Raw genomic sequence first — 16107 nt, forward strand, 5'->3', positions numbered from 1 at the left:
CAGCCGAGGGCCGTGCATGGCGGCCGGCTGGAGAAAGGGGTGAGCGTCGGGGGGCGCTCACCCCTTTTTCGTGCTCGTCTCCTGTTTGGGATCGGGAAACCTCCGTCATCCTGAACTTCGTTCAGGATCTATCGCGCGGCTGGGGAATGGATCCTGAACCAAGTTCAGGATGACGAGCGTGTGCGGGGCGAGGTCCGGCAGGCGGGGGGAGGCGGTATCGGCGTCGCTCGATCGGCAGGTGCCGGACAAGGAAAAACCCCGCCCCGCGCGAACGCGGGACGGGGTTTTCGTTAGCCGTTGCGGCTGGCAGCGCTTTAGGCGGCCAGCTTGCGCAGCACGTACTGCAGGATGCCGCCGTTGTTGAAGTATTCCACTTCGTTGGCGGTATCGATGCGGCACAGCGCGGTGAAGGTGAAGGTCGAGCCGTCCGGACGGGTCACTTCGACTTCCACGTCCTGGCGCGGCTTGAGGCCGGCGACGCCCTTGATGGTGAAGGCGTCGTCACCGGTCAGGCCCAAGGTCTGGCGGGTGTCGCCTTCCTTGAACTGAAGCGGAAGCACGCCCATGCCCACCAGGTTCGAGCGGTGGATACGCTCGAAGCTCTCGACGATCACGGCGCGGACGCCCAGCAGGTTGGTGCCCTTTGCCGCCCAGTCGCGCGACGAACCGGTGCCGTACTCCTTGCCGGCCACGACCACCATCGGCGTGCCCTGCTCCTTGTACTTCTGCGCGACGTCATAGACCGGCAGAACCTCTTCACCGAAGCGGCTCATGCCGCCTTCGATGCCGGGGACCATTTCGTTGCGGATACGGATGTTGGCGAAAGTGCCGCGCATCATGACTTCGTGGTGGCCACGGCGCGAGCCGTAGGAGTTGAAGTCCGCCTTGGCGACCTGGTGCTCCATCAGCCACTGGCCCGCCGGGCTGTCGGCCTTGATCGAGCCGGCCGGCGAGATGTGGTCGGTGGTGATCGAATCGCCGAGGATCAGCAGGGGCTTGGCCTCGATGATGTCGTTCACCGGCGCCGGGGTCATTTCCATGCCCTCGAAGTAGGGCGGGTTGGCGACATAAGTCGAACCGGCGCGCCACGAGTAGGTGTCCGAGCCGACGACGTTGATCGCCTGCCAGTGCTTGTCGCCCTTGTAGACGTCTGCATAGCGGGCCTGGAACATGCCGCGATCGACGCAGGCGTTCATCGTGGTGCTGACTTCGAGGTTGGTCGGCCAGATGTCCTTGAGGAACACGTCCGTGCCGTCCTTGCTGACGCCGATCGGGGTGGTGGTGAAGTCTTCCACCACGGTGCCCTTGAGGGCGTAGGCGACGACCAGCGGCGGCGAGGCCAGGAAGTTGGCGCGCACGTCCGGCGAGACGCGGCCTTCGAAGTTGCGGTTGCCCGAGATCACCGCGCTGGCGACGAGGCCGTTCTCGTTGATCGCCTTGCTGATCGGTTCCGCCAGCGGGCCCGAGTTGCCGATGCAGGTGGTGCAGCCGTAACCGACCAGGTTGAAGCCGATGTTGTCGAGATGCGACTGGAGACCGGCCTTCTCGAGGTAGTCGGTGACGACCTGCGAGCCCGGCGCCAGCGAGGTCTTGACCCAGGGCTTGGGCTTCAGGCCCAGCTCGTCGGCCTTCTTGGCGACGAGACCGGCAGCGACCAGCACGCCCGGGTTCGAGGTGTTGGTGCAGCTGGTGATGGCGGCGATCATGACGTCGCCGTCACCGATGTCGAAGTCCTTGCCTTCCACGGGAACGCGGGCGGCGGTCTTCTTGTAGGTTTCCGCCATGTCCTTGTTGAACACGTCGTCCACGTCGGGAAGCGCGACCCAGTCCTGCGGACGCTTCGGGCCGGCGAGCGAAGGCACGACGGTCGACATGTCCAGTTCGAGGGTCGAGGAGAAGATCGGGTCGGCAGCGGCCGGGTCGATCCAGAAGCCCTGCTCCTTGGCGTAGGCTTCGACGAGAGCGATCTGCTCTTCCTCGCGGCCGGTGAGGCGCAGGTAGTCGATGGTCTTGTCGTCGATGCCGAAGAAGCCGCAGGTGGCGCCGTATTCCGGGGCCATGTTGGCCAGCGTCGCACGGTCGGCAAGGCTCAGCGAGGCCAGGCCCGGGCCGAAGTACTCGACGAAGCGGCCGACCACGCCGTGCTTGCGCAGCATGGCGGTGCAGGTCAGCACGAGGTCGGTTGCGGTCACGCCTTCCTTCAGTTCGCCGGTCAGCTTGAAGCCGACGACTTCGGGGATGAGCATCGAGACCGGCTGGCCGAGCATCGCGGCTTCCGCCTCGATGCCGCCGACGCCCCAGCCCAGCACGCCCAGGCCGTTGACCATGGTGGTGTGGCTGTCGGTGCCGACGCAGGTGTCGGGATAGGCGACCAGTTCACCGTTCTGGTCTTCGCTGGACCACACGGTCTTGGCGATGTTCTCCAGGTTGACCTGGTGGCAGATGCCGGTGCCCGGGGGAACGGCGTAGAAGTTGTCCAGCGACTTCGAGCCCCACTTGAGGAAGTCGTAGCGCTCCATGTTGCGCTGATATTCGATTTCCACGTTCTCTTCGAACGCCTTGGGGTGGCCGAATTCGTCGACCATGACCGAGTGGTCGATCACCAGGTTCACGGGGACCAGCGGGTTGATCTTGCTGGTGTCGCCGCCGAGGGTGGCGATCGCGTCGCGCATGGCGGCCAGGTCGACCACGCAGGGAACGCCGGTGAAGTCCTGAAGGAGAACGCGGGCCGGGCGGTACTGGATTTCATCACCCGTGACCGGGTTCTTCTGCCAGTCGGCAATCGCCTGGATGTCCTTGGTGGCGACGGTGAAGCCGCCGTCCTCGAAGCGCAGCAGGTTCTCGAGAAGGACTTTCATCGAGAAGGGAAGGCGCGAAACGTCGCCGATCTTTTCGGCAGCCTTCTTGAGGGAGTAGTAGGCGATCTGCTTGCCGCCGACTGTCATGGTGCTGCGGGTGCCGAGCGTATCCTGTCCGACCTGGGTCATTTGGGTATTATCCCCTTCTGTATGGAGCGAGCCACGATGGAAGCGCAGCTATCCCGAAACCCACTAGCCCAGGTTCCGGAAATCAACGCCGTGCTGCATCGCGAGCAAGCGGATTCTTCGGCCCCGCCGATGCGCGCTCCCGGCCCTCAGGTCAAGGGGGCGCGGCGTGGCGACTGGGACTCGACCTTTGCGTTTCTTGCACCGATCGAGCAGCCGATAACGATCAGTATCGCTCCGGCAACAGTCGGGAGATCGAGCCGCTCTCCGAACATGAGCCAGCCGAGCAGGGCGGCCCAGAGGAAACCGGTATATTCGATCGGCAGCAGCACTTGTGCTTCGGCACGGGCATAGCCCCAGGACAGGAACAGCAGCGCCATCGTCGCCAGAACCGCGCCCGCCAGGATCAGCAGCAGGCTCGGCTTATCAGGCACTGCCGCGAACCAGGGTGAAACACCCAAGAAAATCAGTGCGGTCAACAGGTTCTGGAACTGCGCGATCTCGACCGGCCCGGCCAGAAGCGCCTGCTTTCGCTGGAGAACGAGGTTGATCGCATAGAGCACGGCCGAGAGCAGTATGGCCGTGGTGCCTGCGACCGCCTCGTCCGAATAGGCGCCGGAACCGAACCGTCCCGCACCGATCACCAGCACGCCGACGACCCCCAGCAGCGAGGCGAGGACGGCGCGGCGCCGGATCGTCTCGCCCAGCAGGAGCGCCGCGAAGTAGAGCGCGATGATCGGCGCCACGAAGGAGATCGCGATTCCCTCGGCCATAGGAATTCGTACCAGGCCATAGAAAAAGAGCGTCGCCATCGCCGACGTGATGACTGCGCGCTGGACGTGAACCCGGAAGGCGGCGCGCGAGGGCTTGGGGCGCCCGGCCCTGAGCCAGAGCGGGAAGGTCAGGATCGCGGCGAAGCTATTGCGCAGCAGCAGCGCCATATAGACGCCGACCGCGAGCGAGGCGCCCTTGATGACTGCATCCATGGCGCTGAACGTGGCGATCCCGGCGACGACGGCCAGGATCGGCAGGGCGGCGGACCGGTCGCCGGTGGGGGAAGCGGAAGCTGCGTTCATCACCCTTGCCTGTCGTCGTCCGCGCGCCTTCGCGCAAGCCTGGCGTGCAATGCTTCCTGCGCGCAATTCATCGCAGCGACAGGCGAAATCCTTGAAACGGGGACTATATGAAGGCAAAGCGGGACATCGACGGCAGCCGATTTCCCAGGGCTGCGTTTTCTCCTTGCATCCTATGCGCATCACCAAGGGCAGGTTCAGATCACAATGGCGAGTTACATGAGGTTCGGTTGCAGCGTAGTGGCGGTCATCGCGGCGACGGGTCTCGCGGCGCAACCGGCTCTGGCGCAGAAGACGGAAGCTTCGAAGGCGGACTCGTCCAAGAAGAAGACGGTCTCGGCGCCCGTTTCCATCCTTCCGGCCGCGCAGGCGACTTCGGCAGCCAAGCCGGCGGTCAAGCCGCAGGGCGAGGCAGTCACGAAGCCTGCTGCGAAGACGGCCAGCCGTCCTGCGGCCCAGCCGGCAGTCCAGCCCACAGCGGTGCCGACGCCCGTTCCGATGATCTCGCAGCCGGTGGTGCAGGATGCGGTCCTTGCCGAGCCGATCATGGCGTGGTCGCTGGCAGACGCCAAGGCGCTGCTCTCGACCGTGGAATACATCGGCAAGGAAGGCCTCGTTCCGGGCGACTATCAGCCGGCTGCCCTGCGCGCCGCCATCGCCAAGGGTGAAGGCGACGAACTCGACGCCTTGTTCAGCCGCGTGTTCGGCTGGCTGATCGAGGATCTTCGCGACGGCCGCACGCCGATGACCGCGCGCGTGCAGTGGTTCGCCGTCGATCCCGATCAGGACCTCATGCCCACCGCGCAGATCATGGCCCAGGCGCTTTCCGAGCACGATGTCGCCGGTGTGGTCGCCAAGCTGGCGCCCACCAATCCGGACTATGCCGCGCTCAAGGCCGATCTCAATGCCACGCCCATGGCCAACAAGACGCGCCGTGCGCTGATCCAGGCCAACATGGACCGTTGGCGCTGGCTGGCCCGCGACCTGGGCGACGTCTACCTCATGACCAACGTTCCGGAGTTCCAGCTTCGCCTGGTGGTCAAGAACAAGATCATCCGCAGCTACAAGACCGTCGTCGGCAAGCCCGGCCGCACGGCGACGCCGCAGCTCGCCGAGACGGTGAGCGCCGTGGTGTTCAACCCCACCTGGACGGTGCCGCAGTCGATCGTGAAGGGCGAAGGCCTTGGCGCCAAGGTGCTGAACAACCCCGGCTGGGCGAAATCGGCAGGCTACAAGGGCACCAAGAACGGCGACGGCACCATCACCGTCGTCCAGCAGCCGGGGCCGAACAACTCGCTGGGTCTGATGAAGATAGACATGCCCAACCCGCACGCGATCTATTTCCACGACACGCCCGCCAAGCAGTATTTCAACTCGGAAGTGCGCGCCTTCAGTCACGGCTGCATCCGCACCGAGCGCGCCGTGGAACTGGGCATGACCATGGCGATCCTGGGTGCGCAGAAGTCGGCCACCGAGGCGGCCGAGATCTCGCGCTCCGGCAAGTATACCAAGGTCGAGATGACCCGGACTTTCCCGGCCTACCTGACCTATTTCACCTACGCCCGCTCGATCGACGGCCAGCTCAAGCCGTTCAACGATCTCTACGCCCGCGACAAGCCGGTGCTCGACAGCTTTGCCGCACCGCGCCAGCTCAAGACCACCCAGCGCGCGAGCGAGGAAGAGATCATCAAGCTCGACAATCCGCTCTGATGCATTCCACGGCCCTGGTTAACGCGAGAGCGATAGCCGGGGCCTTGCCTCCCTCCCTGCCGTTGGCCACCTTGATGGGCAGGAACGGCCGGGAGACCAAGGACGCGCGAGCAGAACACCGGCAGCGATGCCCGGATCGAGGAAGCCGCCGCGCGCATCGCCGGACCTGCCGTTCCGGCGGGCGATCCCGGTTTCTTTCTAACTCGCGAAGATTAAGCCGGGAACCGGCGCCGCAATTGCACCAGCGTCTGGTCCAGGCTGGAGAGGTAGCGCGAGCGGTCCGTCTTGCCGAACGGCGGCGGCCCGCCCACTACGTCCCCACCGGCCCTGAGGTCGGCCATGATCGCTCGCGTGGCGATGGCGCCGCCGATGCAGGCCGTGGTGAAGGGCTTGCCATTGGGAGCCAGCACTTCCGCACCCTGCTTGAGGCAGCGGTCCGCCAGCAGGATGTCGGCGGTAATGACCACGGTGCCGGGCGCGGTGTTCTCGACGATCCAGTCGTCGGCGGCATCGAAGGCGTCGCTCACCAGCTTGCGCGAGATCAGCGGCGAGGGCGGCACGCGGATCGGGCTGTTGCTCACCACCACGACCGGCACCTTGTAGCGCGCGGCGACTTTGTAGGTTTCGTCCTTCACCGGGCAGGCGTCGGCATCGATCAATATGCGGATCATGCGGCCTCTTAGCGCCTTGGCGGGCGGATGGCGAATGGCGGTAACGGCGATGGCTTGCAAAGATCGTCGTCCCGGATCTAGTCCGGGACGACGGCCGAACCGGGTTGGGTCAAAACTGCCGCAGCACGCCTAGAAACGCCTCGCCATAGGCTTCCAGCTTGCGCGCACCGACGCCGCCGATCTCGCCCAGCTCCGCCAACGACGAAGGACGCGCGGCGGCCATTTCGCGCAAAGTGGCGTCATGGAAGACCACGTAGGGCGGCACTCCGGCCTCTTGCGCCAGGTCGCGGCGGAGGGTGCGCAGGGCGTCGAACAGCGGATCGCCCACGGGATTGGCGCCGCCGTCGGCCGCGCCGCGTCCGCCGCGCTTCTTCTTTTCGCGCTTCGGCGGAACGACGATCATCACCGACGCCTCGCCCTTGAGGATTTCGCGCGCGTCGCCACCCAGCGAAAGGCCACCGTGCTCGGTCGGCAGCAGGCTGCCGCGCGCCTGGAGTGCGCGCGCAAGAGGCTTGAGCAGCGGCTGCTCATCGGCGGAGAGAATTCCGAAGACCGAAAGCTGGTCGTGCCCGCGCTGGAGCACGCGGTCGTCGCTGGCGCCGGTCAGCACTTTTTCGAGATGGCCGAGGCCGTAGCTCTGCCCGGTGCGATAGACCGCCGAGAGCAGCTTGCGGGCGAGTTCGGAAACATCGATCACGCCCGCCGGTTCAAGGCAGTTGTCGCAATTGCCGCAGCTCTGCGCCGGCGTCTCTCCGAAATGCCGGAGGAGTACGGCGCGGCGGCACTCGGCGGTTTCGACAAGCCCGGCCAGGGCATCGAGGCGCTGGCGTTCGCTTTGCAGGCGGTGCGGCTCGATCTCGGACAGGCGCTGGCGGGCGCGGGCGAAATCGTCCGCGCCCCAGAACATCACCGCCACCGAAGGATCGCCGTCGCGGCCGGCGCGGCCGGTTTCCTGGTAATAGGCCTCGATCGACTTGGGGATGCCCGCGTGGGCTACGAAGCGCACGTCCGGCTTGTCGATGCCCATGCCGAAGGCGACCGTGGCCACCATGACCATGTCTTCCGAGGCGACGAAGGCCGCCTGGTTGCGGGCGCGCACTTCGGGATCGAGCCCGGCGTGATAGGGCAGGACGCGGCGGCCGGTGGCCGAGGCGAGCGTTTCCGCCAGTTGTTCCACGCGGGCGCGGGTGGGGGCGTAGACGATGCCGGGGCCGGGATTCTCGTCCATCACCGCTTTCAGCTGCCGCATCGCATTGTCGCGCGGGCGGATGCTGTAGCGGATGTTCGGGCGGTCGAACCCGGCGACGATCAGGCCTTCGTCGGGGATGCCGAGCTGGGCGAGGATGTCGGTGCGGGTGTGATGGTCTGCCGTGGCCGTCAGCGCCAGGCGCGGGACTTCGGGGAAAGCTTCGAGCAGCGGCCTCAGCAGCCGGTAGTCGGGGCGGAAATCGTGCCCCCATTCGGAGACGCAGTGCGCCTCGTCGATGGCGAAGAGGGCGACGCGCGACTGTTCCAGCAGCTCGCGGAAATGCGGTTGGCTGGCGCGTTCGGGGGCGATGTAGAGCAAGTCCAGCTCGCCCGCGCGGAAGCGGTCCATGGTGAGGCCGCGATCGGCATCGGCGCTGGTCAGGGTGGCGGCGCGGATGCCGTTGGCGGTGGCAGAGCGCAGCTGGTCGTGCATCAGGGCAATCAGCGGTGATACGACGACGCAGGTTCCTTCCAGCATCACTGCCGGAAGCTGGTAGGTCAGTGACTTGCCCGCGCCGGTGGGCATGACGGCCAGGGTCGAGCGGCCCGAGAGCGCACGGGTGACGACCTGTTCCTGCACGCCGCGAAAGGCATTGAACCCGAAGGTCGCGTGGAGCGCTTCGTGGGCATCAGGCAGGAGATCGGCAGCTGGCACGGGACGCTTATGGCAGAACGGAGACGGGTCTGAAAACCGCTGGAGGGAGGATTTCCTCCGTTTCGGTCAAATCGCAGGGGGCTGAGGCTGTCCGGTAGTGGCGCGAGAGCGATTGGGGGTGAGGCTCTCGATGTTCGAGCGGTTTGGACATGCTCGAGGGGCGGTTTGACGATGGGTAGGTGAGCATCTCGTGGAACCGGGCTTAGACGAAGCTGGTCATGAGCGCCCCTGGAAGCGCCGTGCACCAGCCGTCAACACTTCCCTCGTCATCGCGAGCGAAACGAAGCAACCCAAGGGGGGCGCTCTGGATTGCTTCGTCGGCGTCGCCTCCTCGTAATGACGAAGGGGAGCCGGAGGGCGGGAGGCTCCGGGGGAGGCGGCTGAGCTCAGTCCAGGTTCGGGCGCAGCCAGCGCTCGGCTACGGCGAGGTCCACATCGCGGCGCTCGGCGTAGTCTTCCAATTGGTCGCGGCCGATGCGGGCGACGCCGAAATACTGGCTTTCCGGGTGGCCGAAGTAGAAGCCCGAAACCGCAGCGGTGGGCAGCATGGCCTGGCTTTCGGTCAGGGTGATCCCGGCGTTGTCCTGCGCCTTGAGCAGATCGAACAGGATCGGCTTCAGCGAGTGATCCGGGCAGGCCGGGTAGCCGGGCGCCGGGCGGATGCCGCGATATTCCTCGCGGATCAGGGCTTCGTTGGTGAACTGTTCGTCTGGCGCATAGCCCCAGAGCGTGGTGCGGACGTGGCTGTGCAGACGCTCGGCGAAGGCTTCGGCGAAACGGTCGGCCAGGGCCTTGAGCAGGATGTCCGAGTAATCGTCGTGCGCGGCCTGGAAGCGTTCCAGGTGCGGTTCGATGCCGTGGATGCCCACTGCGAAGCCGCCCAGCCAGTCGCCCGCCGGATCGACGAAGTCGGAGAGGCAGTAGTTGGCCCTTCCTTTTCCATTTGGGCCGCGGCTCTTCTTGAACTGCTGGCGCAGGAACGGCAGACGCACGAAGTCGGGGCCTTCGTGGACGCCCTGCTGGATGGCGTCGTAGATGACCTGCGGATCCATGGCGCCGGTGCCGAGGATCACGTCGTCACCCTTGGTCGCGGCCGGCCAGAAGGCGCAGACACCCTTGGCGGTGAGCCACTTTTCCTCGACGATCCTGGCGAGCATCGCCTTGGCATCCGCGAACAGGCTGCGCGCGCTTTCGCCCACCACGTCGTCGTCGAGAATGGCGGGGTAGGTACCCGCGAGTTCCCAGGCGCGGAAGAACGGCGTCCAGTCGAAAGTCTCGACGAGTTCGGTGAGATCCCATTCCTCGAAGACATGGAGGCCCGGCTGGAGCGGTGCGCCGGGCTTCTGCGAAAAGTCGGCGCTGAAGCCGTAGGCGCGGGCATCGGCGATGGAGAGCAGCTCGCTCTGGCCCTTGCCTTCGCGGGCGACGCGGACCTTCTCGTATTCGTCGGCCACGGAGGCGACGAAGGGCTCGGCCTGGGTGTCGGAAAGGAGCTGCGAGGCCACGCCGACCGCGCGGCTGGCGTCCAGCACATGGACGACCGGGCCCTTGTAGGCCGGATCGATGCGCAGCGCGGTGTGGACCTTGGAGGTGGTGGCGCCGCCGATCAGCAGCGGGATGTTCATTTCCGCGCGCTGCATTTCCTCGGCCACGGTCACCATCTCGTCCAGCGAAGGAGTGATGAGGCCGGAGAGACCGATGATGTCGGCTTCGTTCTCGGCCGCCGATTCGAGGATCTTCGACCAGGGCACCATGACGCCGAGGTCGATCACTTCGTAGCCGTTGCACTGGAGCACGACGCCCACGATGTTCTTGCCGATGTCGTGCACGTCGCCCTTGACGGTGGCCATGATGATCCGGCCCTTCGCCTTGGTCTTGGCGTCCTTTTCCGCCTCGATGAAGGGGATGAGGTGGGCCACGGCCTTCTTCATGACGCGCGCGGACTTCACGACCTGCGGCAGGAACATCTTGCCCGATCCGAACAGGTCGCCGACGACGTTCATGCCGCCCATCAGCGGGCCTTCGATGACCTCGATGGGCCGACCGCCGCGCTCGGCGATCGCGACGCGGGCTTCCTCGGTATCCTCGACCACATAGGCATCGATGCCGCGCACCAGCGCATGTTCGATCCGCTTCACCACGTCCCAGCCGCGCCATTCCTCGGCGGCCTTTTCAGCGACGGTGTCCTTGCCCTTGTAGCTTTCGGCCAGTTCGATCAGCCGTTCGGTGGACGTCCTGCCGTCCTCGCCCACGCCGGGGCGGCGCATCATGATGACGTCTTCGCAGGCCTCGCGCAGGGCGGGGTCGATCTGGTCGTAGACGTCGAGCTGGCCCGCGTTGACGATGGCCATGTCGAGCCCGGCGGGGATCGCGTGGTAGAGAAACACCGAGTGCATGGCCCGGCGCACCGTCTCGTTGCCGCGGAACGAGAACGAGAGGTTGGAAAGCCCGCCCGAGAAGTGGACGTGCGGGCAGGCCTTGCGGATCTCGACCACCGCCTCGATGAAGTCCAGCCCGTAGCGGTCATGCTCCTCGATGCCGGTGGCGACCGCGAAGACGTTGGGGTCGAAGATGATGTCCTCGGGCGGGAAACCGATGCCGGTCAGCAGGTCATAGGCGCGGGTGCAGATCTCGATCTTGCGTTCGCGGGTGTCGGCCTGGCCGGTCTCGTCGAAGGCCATGACGACCACGGCCGCGCCGTACTCCATGCACTTGCGCGCCTGGGCCAGGAACGGCTCGACGCCTTCCTTCATCGAGATCGAGTTGACGATCGGCTTGCCCGACACGCACTTGAGCCCGGCCTCGATGACTTCCCACTTGGAGCTGTCGATCATCACCGGCACGCGGGCGATGTCCGGCTCGGCGGTGATCAGCTTGAGGTAGGTCGTCATCGCGTGGACCGCGTCGAGCAGGCCCTCGTCCATGTTGACGTCGATCACCTGCGCGCCGTTTTCCACCTGCTGGCGGGCCACTTCGATGGCGGCGGGATAGTCACCGGCCATGACCAGTTTCTTGAATCGGGCGGAACCGGTGACGTTGGTGCGCTCGCCGATGTTGACGAAACGGGCGCCGGAATGAATCGAGGTCATGGTCTGTCGTTCTCGTTGAGTCAGTTCGCAAGCTCTAGGGCGAGCACGTAATCGTCGTAGGTCTTGCCGCCGACATCGAAAGTCCGGGTGCCGATCGTCTGGAAGCCGTGCTTGGCGTAGAAGGCGAGGGCGCGGTGGTTGTCGTTCTTCACGCCCAGCAGCAGGCGTTTGTGTCCGGCAGCCGCCTCGCGCACGATCCGCATCATGGTGCCCGCCATCATCGAGCCCTGGAAGCGCGAGAGCAGGTAGATGCGCTTCAATTCCAGATCGCCCTCCTGCGCGAGTTCCAGTTCGGGCGCGCAGATCAGAGCATAGCCGACCGGGGCATGGCCCGGCTCGACTTCGGCCAGCCAGGCCTTCGCGCCTTGCGTCAGGTACTTGCGGTAGTTCTCCGCCGTGTGCTGCTTGCGGCAATGCGCGACGATCCCCGCGCCGTCCACGAAGCCCGCGAAGCTTTCCAGGAACGTCGCGGAAGCCACCAGCGCCAGCGCCTCGGCATCGTCGGCGGTGGCCGGCCGGATGCGCCAGATGGGAAAGTCGGTCATCGGCTCAGCCCGCCATGGTAAAGGGTTCGAGCCCCGCAAGGCGCGTTACCGGCTTCAGTTCCGGCAATTTGCGCGGCGAGAGGCCGGCGACCTTCTGCGCCATGGCGGCGATGTGGTCCGGCGTGGAGCCGCAGCAGCCCCCCAGCACGTTGACTTGTCCCGCGACCGCCCATTCGCCCACGAAGCCCGCCGTGGTTTCGGGCATCTCGTCGTACTGTCCGAGTTCGTTGGGCAGGCCCGCGTTCGGGTAGATCATGATAAGGGTGTCCGCGAGCTCGGACAGGGTCTTCACATGGGGGCGGAGCTGGGTGGCGCCGAACGAGCAGTTCAGCCCGATCGTCACCGGCTTCGCGTGCCGCACGGCATGCCAGAACGCCTCGACCGTATGGCCCGAAAGGTTGCGGCCGGACAGGTCGGTCAGCGTCATCGACATCATGATCGGCACTTCACGGCCAAGGTCGGCTTCGAGCTGGCGCACCGCCATGATCCCGGCCTTGGCATTGAGCGTGTCGAACACCGTTTCGATCAGGATGAAGTCCGCGCCGCCTTCGACAAGGGCGGCGGCCTGTTCCTTGTAGACCTCCACCAGGTCGTCCCATCCGATCTCGCGATAACCGGGATCGTTGACGTCGGGGCTGAGCGAGAGCGTCTTGTTGGTCGGCCCGATCGCGCCGGCCACGAAGCGCGGGCGTCCATCCTTGGCCTGGTATTCGTCGGCCAGGCGCCGCGCCAGCTTGGCCGATTCGACGTTGATCTCTCGCACGAGGTGCTCGGCCCCGTAGTCGGCCTGGCTGATGCGGTTGGCCGAGAAGGTATTGGTCTCGGCGATGTCCGCCCCGGCCTCGAAGTAGGCGCGGTGGATTGATTCGGGCACTTCGGGCTTGGTCAGGGCGAGGATGTCGTTGTTGCCCTTCTGGTCGTGGGAGAGGCCGAGATTTCCGGCATAGTCCGCATCGCTGAGCTTCCAGCGCTGGATTTCGGTGCCGAAGGCGCCGTCCGTGATGAGGATGCGCTTGGCCGCTTCGGCGAGGAACTGTTCTCTGGCACTCATGGTCTTCATCCTTGATCGCCCGTCCGGGCCCGGTCCTGCCGAACCGTTCGCGCGCGCCTTGCTGCACGAACGGTCCGGAGACAAGTCTGCTCAGGCTTCCGCCTTGGGGCGCAGGCCCAGGAGCTGGCAGATCGCATAGGCCTGTTCGGCGCGGTTGAGCGTATAGAAGTGGAAATCGCGCACGCCGCCCTGGTAGAGCCGGCGGCACAAGTCGGCGGCGGCGACCGCGGCCACCAGCGCGCGCGGGCCGGGGCGTTCGTCCAGACCCTCGAACATTTTCTCCAGCCAGCCGGGAATCTCGGTGTTGCCGGACATGCGGCGAATCGCGGCGAAGCTTGTCACCGGCATGATGCCCGGCAGGATCGGCGTGGCGATTCCAGCGGCCAGCGCCTTGTCGAGGAAGCGGAAATAGGCGTCCGTCGAAAAGAAGAACTGGGTGATGGCGCGATTCGCGCCGGCGTCCAGCTTGCGCTTCAGATTGTCGAGATCGGCATCGGCGCTGGCCGCTTCGGGATGGATTTCGGGATAGGCGGCTACCGAAATGTCGAAGTCGTGCCGCGCCTTCAGTCCGGCCACGAGATCGGCAGCGCCGCTATAGCCTTCGGGGTGCGGGGTGAAAACGCCGCCCTGGGCCGGCGGCGGATCGCCGCGAAGGGCGACGATGTGGCGCACGCCGGCCTCCCAATACTGGTCGGCGATCTCGGCGATCTCGTCCTTGCTGGCCCCGACGCAGGTGAGGTGGGCCGCCGGAACCAGCGATGTCTCGCGAACGAGCCGCGACACCGTGGAATGCGTGCGCTCGCGCGTCGAGCCACCGGCGCCGTAGGTCACCGAAACGAAGCTCGGATCGAGGGGCGCGAGCTGGGTGATCGCATCCCAGAGCTGTTCCTCCATCTTCTCCGTCTTGGGCGGAAAGAATTCGAAGGACACGGAGATGTCGCCGGGCAGGTCTTCGAACAGCGGAGCGGAGACCGGTCGTTCGGCAAAGGTCATGGCAGTTCGGTCTTTCTGTCTTGAATCTCGGAAAGCGGAGCGGTCGGCAGGCGTCTGGCCGTCCAGATCTTCACGGTAAGCGGGTCTCCCGGCAGGATCGTCGGCAGTTCGGGCGCGAAACCCGCTTCGGTAAGCAGTGCCGCCATCTGCTCGTCGGAGAAGCCGAGGCGGGCATGAGCATGGCGTTCGCGCAGTTCCTCGCGCTCATGGGCGGCCAGATCGACCACGGCGATGCGCCCGCCTTCGCGCGTGACGCGTGCCGCTTCGGCCAGGACTATGCCGGGATCCTGCGCATAGTGCAGGACCTGATGGAACAACACGGTGTCGAAGTCGGCGGCGGAGAAGGGCAGGCTGGTGAAGTCGCCTTGGACCAGCGACACCTTGTCCGCCGGCAAAGATTGCAACCGCGCGCGGGCAATTCGCAACATGTCCGGGCTCTTGTCGAGCGCGGTGACGTGGCGGGCGCGTGCCGCCAGCAACTCCGCCATGCGGCCGGTGCCGGTGCCCACATCGAGCAGGGCGCCCAGCTTCTCCCGGCCGAATGCCGCCAGAAGGGCATTCTCCACGGGTCCGTCGGCGCCGTGGAGCTGGCGCAGCGTGTCCCACTCCTCGGCATGGACGGCGAAGTAGTTCTGGGCGCTCACTTCGCGGGCATCGCGAATCGCAGCGAGCTGGCGGCGATCCTCGGCGCAGCGCGCGGAAAAGGCGGGATCGTCTCGCTCGGCAACCGTCAGGAGCTGCGCGGCAGCGGCGCCCATCGGCGGCTCGCTTTTCTCCTTCACCGCCGTGCGGAGAAAGACCCAGCTACCTTCCTTTCGCCGCTGCGCGAGACCCGCGTCGCACAGGATCTTGACGTGCCGGGAGACCCGCGGCTGGCTCTGGCCGAGCACTTGCGCAAGCTCTCCGACCGCCAGTTCCATATGCGCGAGCAGGCGCATGATGCGCAGTCGCGTCGGCTCGGAAAGAGCCCTCAGAAGCGGGTCGATTTTCATGCGAGGGCATATAAAGATATCTTTATATGTGCGCAAGCCCTAGGATTTCTGCGGATTTCCGCACTCTTACTTCCTATTTGCGTTGGCCCAATGTCTCGTCTAAAGAATGGCACCGCAGGCTTGCCTGCAAGCGTTGGCCTATGCGCCAAACAATGCAAGGGGATTCGCATGAAGAAGATTGCTTTTGCCGCGTTCGCGTCGGCTGCCGCTCTGTCGCTCGCTGCTTGCGGTGGCGAAAAGCCCACCGAAGCTGCTACCGAGTCGGTTGAGACCCTGCCCGAGGAAACTCTGGCTGCTACCACCGAAGCGGCTACCGAAGAAGCCACCGCGGCTGCCGAGTAATCGGTTCGGGGGCTGCGCACCGATCCTTTCGGTTTGCCGGCCCCCAGATGCTTTCCGTCCGCTCTTGAAAATCGAGGGGGGAATTCCGGAAAGTCCGTCCGAGACGGAAAAAGCCCTCCCCTTCGGGAGGGTTTTTTATTGCCTATCTTCGGCGTACCAACGGAGCTGCCGATTGTTTCGGGAGCTTGCGGGCAAGTTCCGGAACCGCGACCCTGCCCTCAAGGACACCTGGTGAACTGGCCCTTCTTCGGACCGGAGGCGAAGCGGCATTTGCCGTCCTTGCCCTTGACCGTCATCGTCGTGACCTTCGTCGTGGTCTTTTTCGTGACCACGGTCTTGCAGGGCACGAACTTGCCCTTGGCGTCACGGCAGGAATTTGCTGCCATGGAGGGGGTAGCTGCCAGAAGTCCAGCTACGGCGGCGGCGGCCATCAGTTTGCGAATCATGATCGCTCTCCCTTGTCGCACCTTCGCATTCGCCTCTTTTCTCTGACTGCGCCAAACGGCATTTCGCTTCGATGAACCTCGGTCCTCGCTATGCGAAGGCTCGATGAGCACAGTATCCGAATAAACTTTCGAAACCCGCGAATGTTTCTCTTGTCAGATCGAAAAAGCCGATCTAGAGGGCTGCCTCCCACGCCGCAGCGGCTACGCTGCAGTGAGGGGCCGGTTCGTCCACCCAGGTGCGATCCGCTGAAATGGACGGGGCCTTAGCTCAGCTGGGAGAGCGCCTGCATGGCATGCAGGAGGTCAGC

General features: G+C 65.4%; 12 protein-coding genes. 2 read left to right on the forward strand and 10 right to left on the reverse strand.

Annotated features, from left to right (window positions below; translation table 11 throughout):
* Positions 1-314 precede the first annotated feature (314 nt).
* On the reverse strand, positions 315-2987 hold the full coding sequence (acnA, locus tag L284_RS27065) for an aconitate hydratase AcnA (RefSeq protein ID WP_021232399.1): 2673 nt from the start codon (positions 2985-2987) through the stop codon (positions 315-317).
* Between the two features lie 146 nt (positions 2988-3133).
* Positions 3134-4060 (reverse strand): DMT family transporter, encoded by a 927-nt coding sequence (locus tag L284_RS27070; protein ID WP_021232400.1) that lies wholly within the window; start codon positions 4058-4060, stop codon positions 3134-3136.
* 216 nt (positions 4061-4276) lie between these two features.
* Here L284_RS27070 and L284_RS27075 point away from each other — a divergent pair, with 216 nt between their 5' ends.
* On the forward strand, positions 4277-5767 hold the full coding sequence (locus tag L284_RS27075; protein WP_235054259.1) for a L,D-transpeptidase family protein: 1491 nt from the start codon (positions 4277-4279) through the stop codon (positions 5765-5767).
* A 212-nt stretch (positions 5768-5979) separates the two neighbouring features.
* Here L284_RS27075 and L284_RS27080 read toward each other — a convergent pair whose 3' ends face one another.
* The 7 genes from L284_RS27080 to L284_RS27110 form a co-directional block, all read right to left on the reverse strand.
* The gene (locus L284_RS27080; protein ID WP_021232402.1) at positions 5980-6438 is read right to left on the reverse strand and encodes a YaiI/YqxD family protein; all 459 of its coding nucleotides are present in this window, start codon (positions 6436-6438) and stop codon (positions 5980-5982) included.
* A 109-nt stretch (positions 6439-6547) separates the two neighbouring features.
* Positions 6548-8341 carry a DNA helicase RecQ gene (gene recQ, locus L284_RS27085; protein ID WP_021232403.1) on the reverse strand — a complete coding sequence of 598 codons (1794 nt, stop codon included), beginning with the start codon at positions 8339-8341 and terminating at the stop codon, positions 6548-6550.
* 386 nt (positions 8342-8727) lie between these two features.
* On the reverse strand, positions 8728-11430 hold the full coding sequence (gene metH, locus L284_RS27090) for a methionine synthase (RefSeq protein WP_021232404.1): 2703 nt from the start codon (positions 11428-11430) through the stop codon (positions 8728-8730).
* Between the two features lie 20 nt (positions 11431-11450).
* Entirely contained in the window at positions 11451-11975 is a 525-nt protein-coding gene (locus tag L284_RS27095) for a GNAT family N-acetyltransferase (RefSeq protein ID WP_021232405.1), read from the reverse strand.
* A gap of 4 nt (positions 11976-11979) precedes the next feature.
* Positions 11980-13026, reverse strand: coding sequence for a homocysteine S-methyltransferase family protein (locus L284_RS27100; RefSeq protein ID WP_031341396.1), 1047 nt, complete (start codon positions 13024-13026; stop codon positions 11980-11982).
* Positions 13027-13116: 90 nt separating this feature from the next.
* A complete protein-coding gene (metF, locus tag L284_RS27105) occupies positions 13117-14019 on the reverse strand; it encodes a methylenetetrahydrofolate reductase [NAD(P)H] (RefSeq protein ID WP_021232407.1) in 903 nt (300 codons plus the stop codon).
* The gene (locus tag L284_RS27110; RefSeq protein ID WP_021232408.1) at positions 14016-15011 is read right to left on the reverse strand and encodes an ArsR/SmtB family transcription factor; all 996 of its coding nucleotides are present in this window, start codon (positions 15009-15011) and stop codon (positions 14016-14018) included. Before L284_RS27110 ends, metF begins: the two co-directional genes overlap by 4 nt.
* 168 nt (positions 15012-15179) lie before the next feature.
* Here L284_RS27110 and L284_RS48360 point away from each other — a divergent pair, with 168 nt between their 5' ends.
* Positions 15180-15353 carry a hypothetical protein gene (locus tag L284_RS48360; protein WP_021232409.1) on the forward strand — a complete coding sequence of 58 codons (174 nt, stop codon included), beginning with the start codon at positions 15180-15182 and terminating at the stop codon, positions 15351-15353.
* Between the two features lie 218 nt (positions 15354-15571).
* On the opposite strand, the gene L284_RS47835 is transcribed toward L284_RS48360, so the two are convergent.
* The gene (locus L284_RS47835) at positions 15572-15799 is read right to left on the reverse strand and encodes a hypothetical protein (RefSeq protein WP_021232410.1); all 228 of its coding nucleotides are present in this window, start codon (positions 15797-15799) and stop codon (positions 15572-15574) included.
* Positions 15800-16107 lie beyond the last annotated feature (308 nt).

Origin of the sequence: Novosphingobium lindaniclasticum LE124 (assembly GCF_000445125.1) — a bacterium.
Taxonomy (GTDB): Bacteria; Pseudomonadota; Alphaproteobacteria; order Sphingomonadales; family Sphingomonadaceae; genus Novosphingobium; species Novosphingobium lindaniclasticum.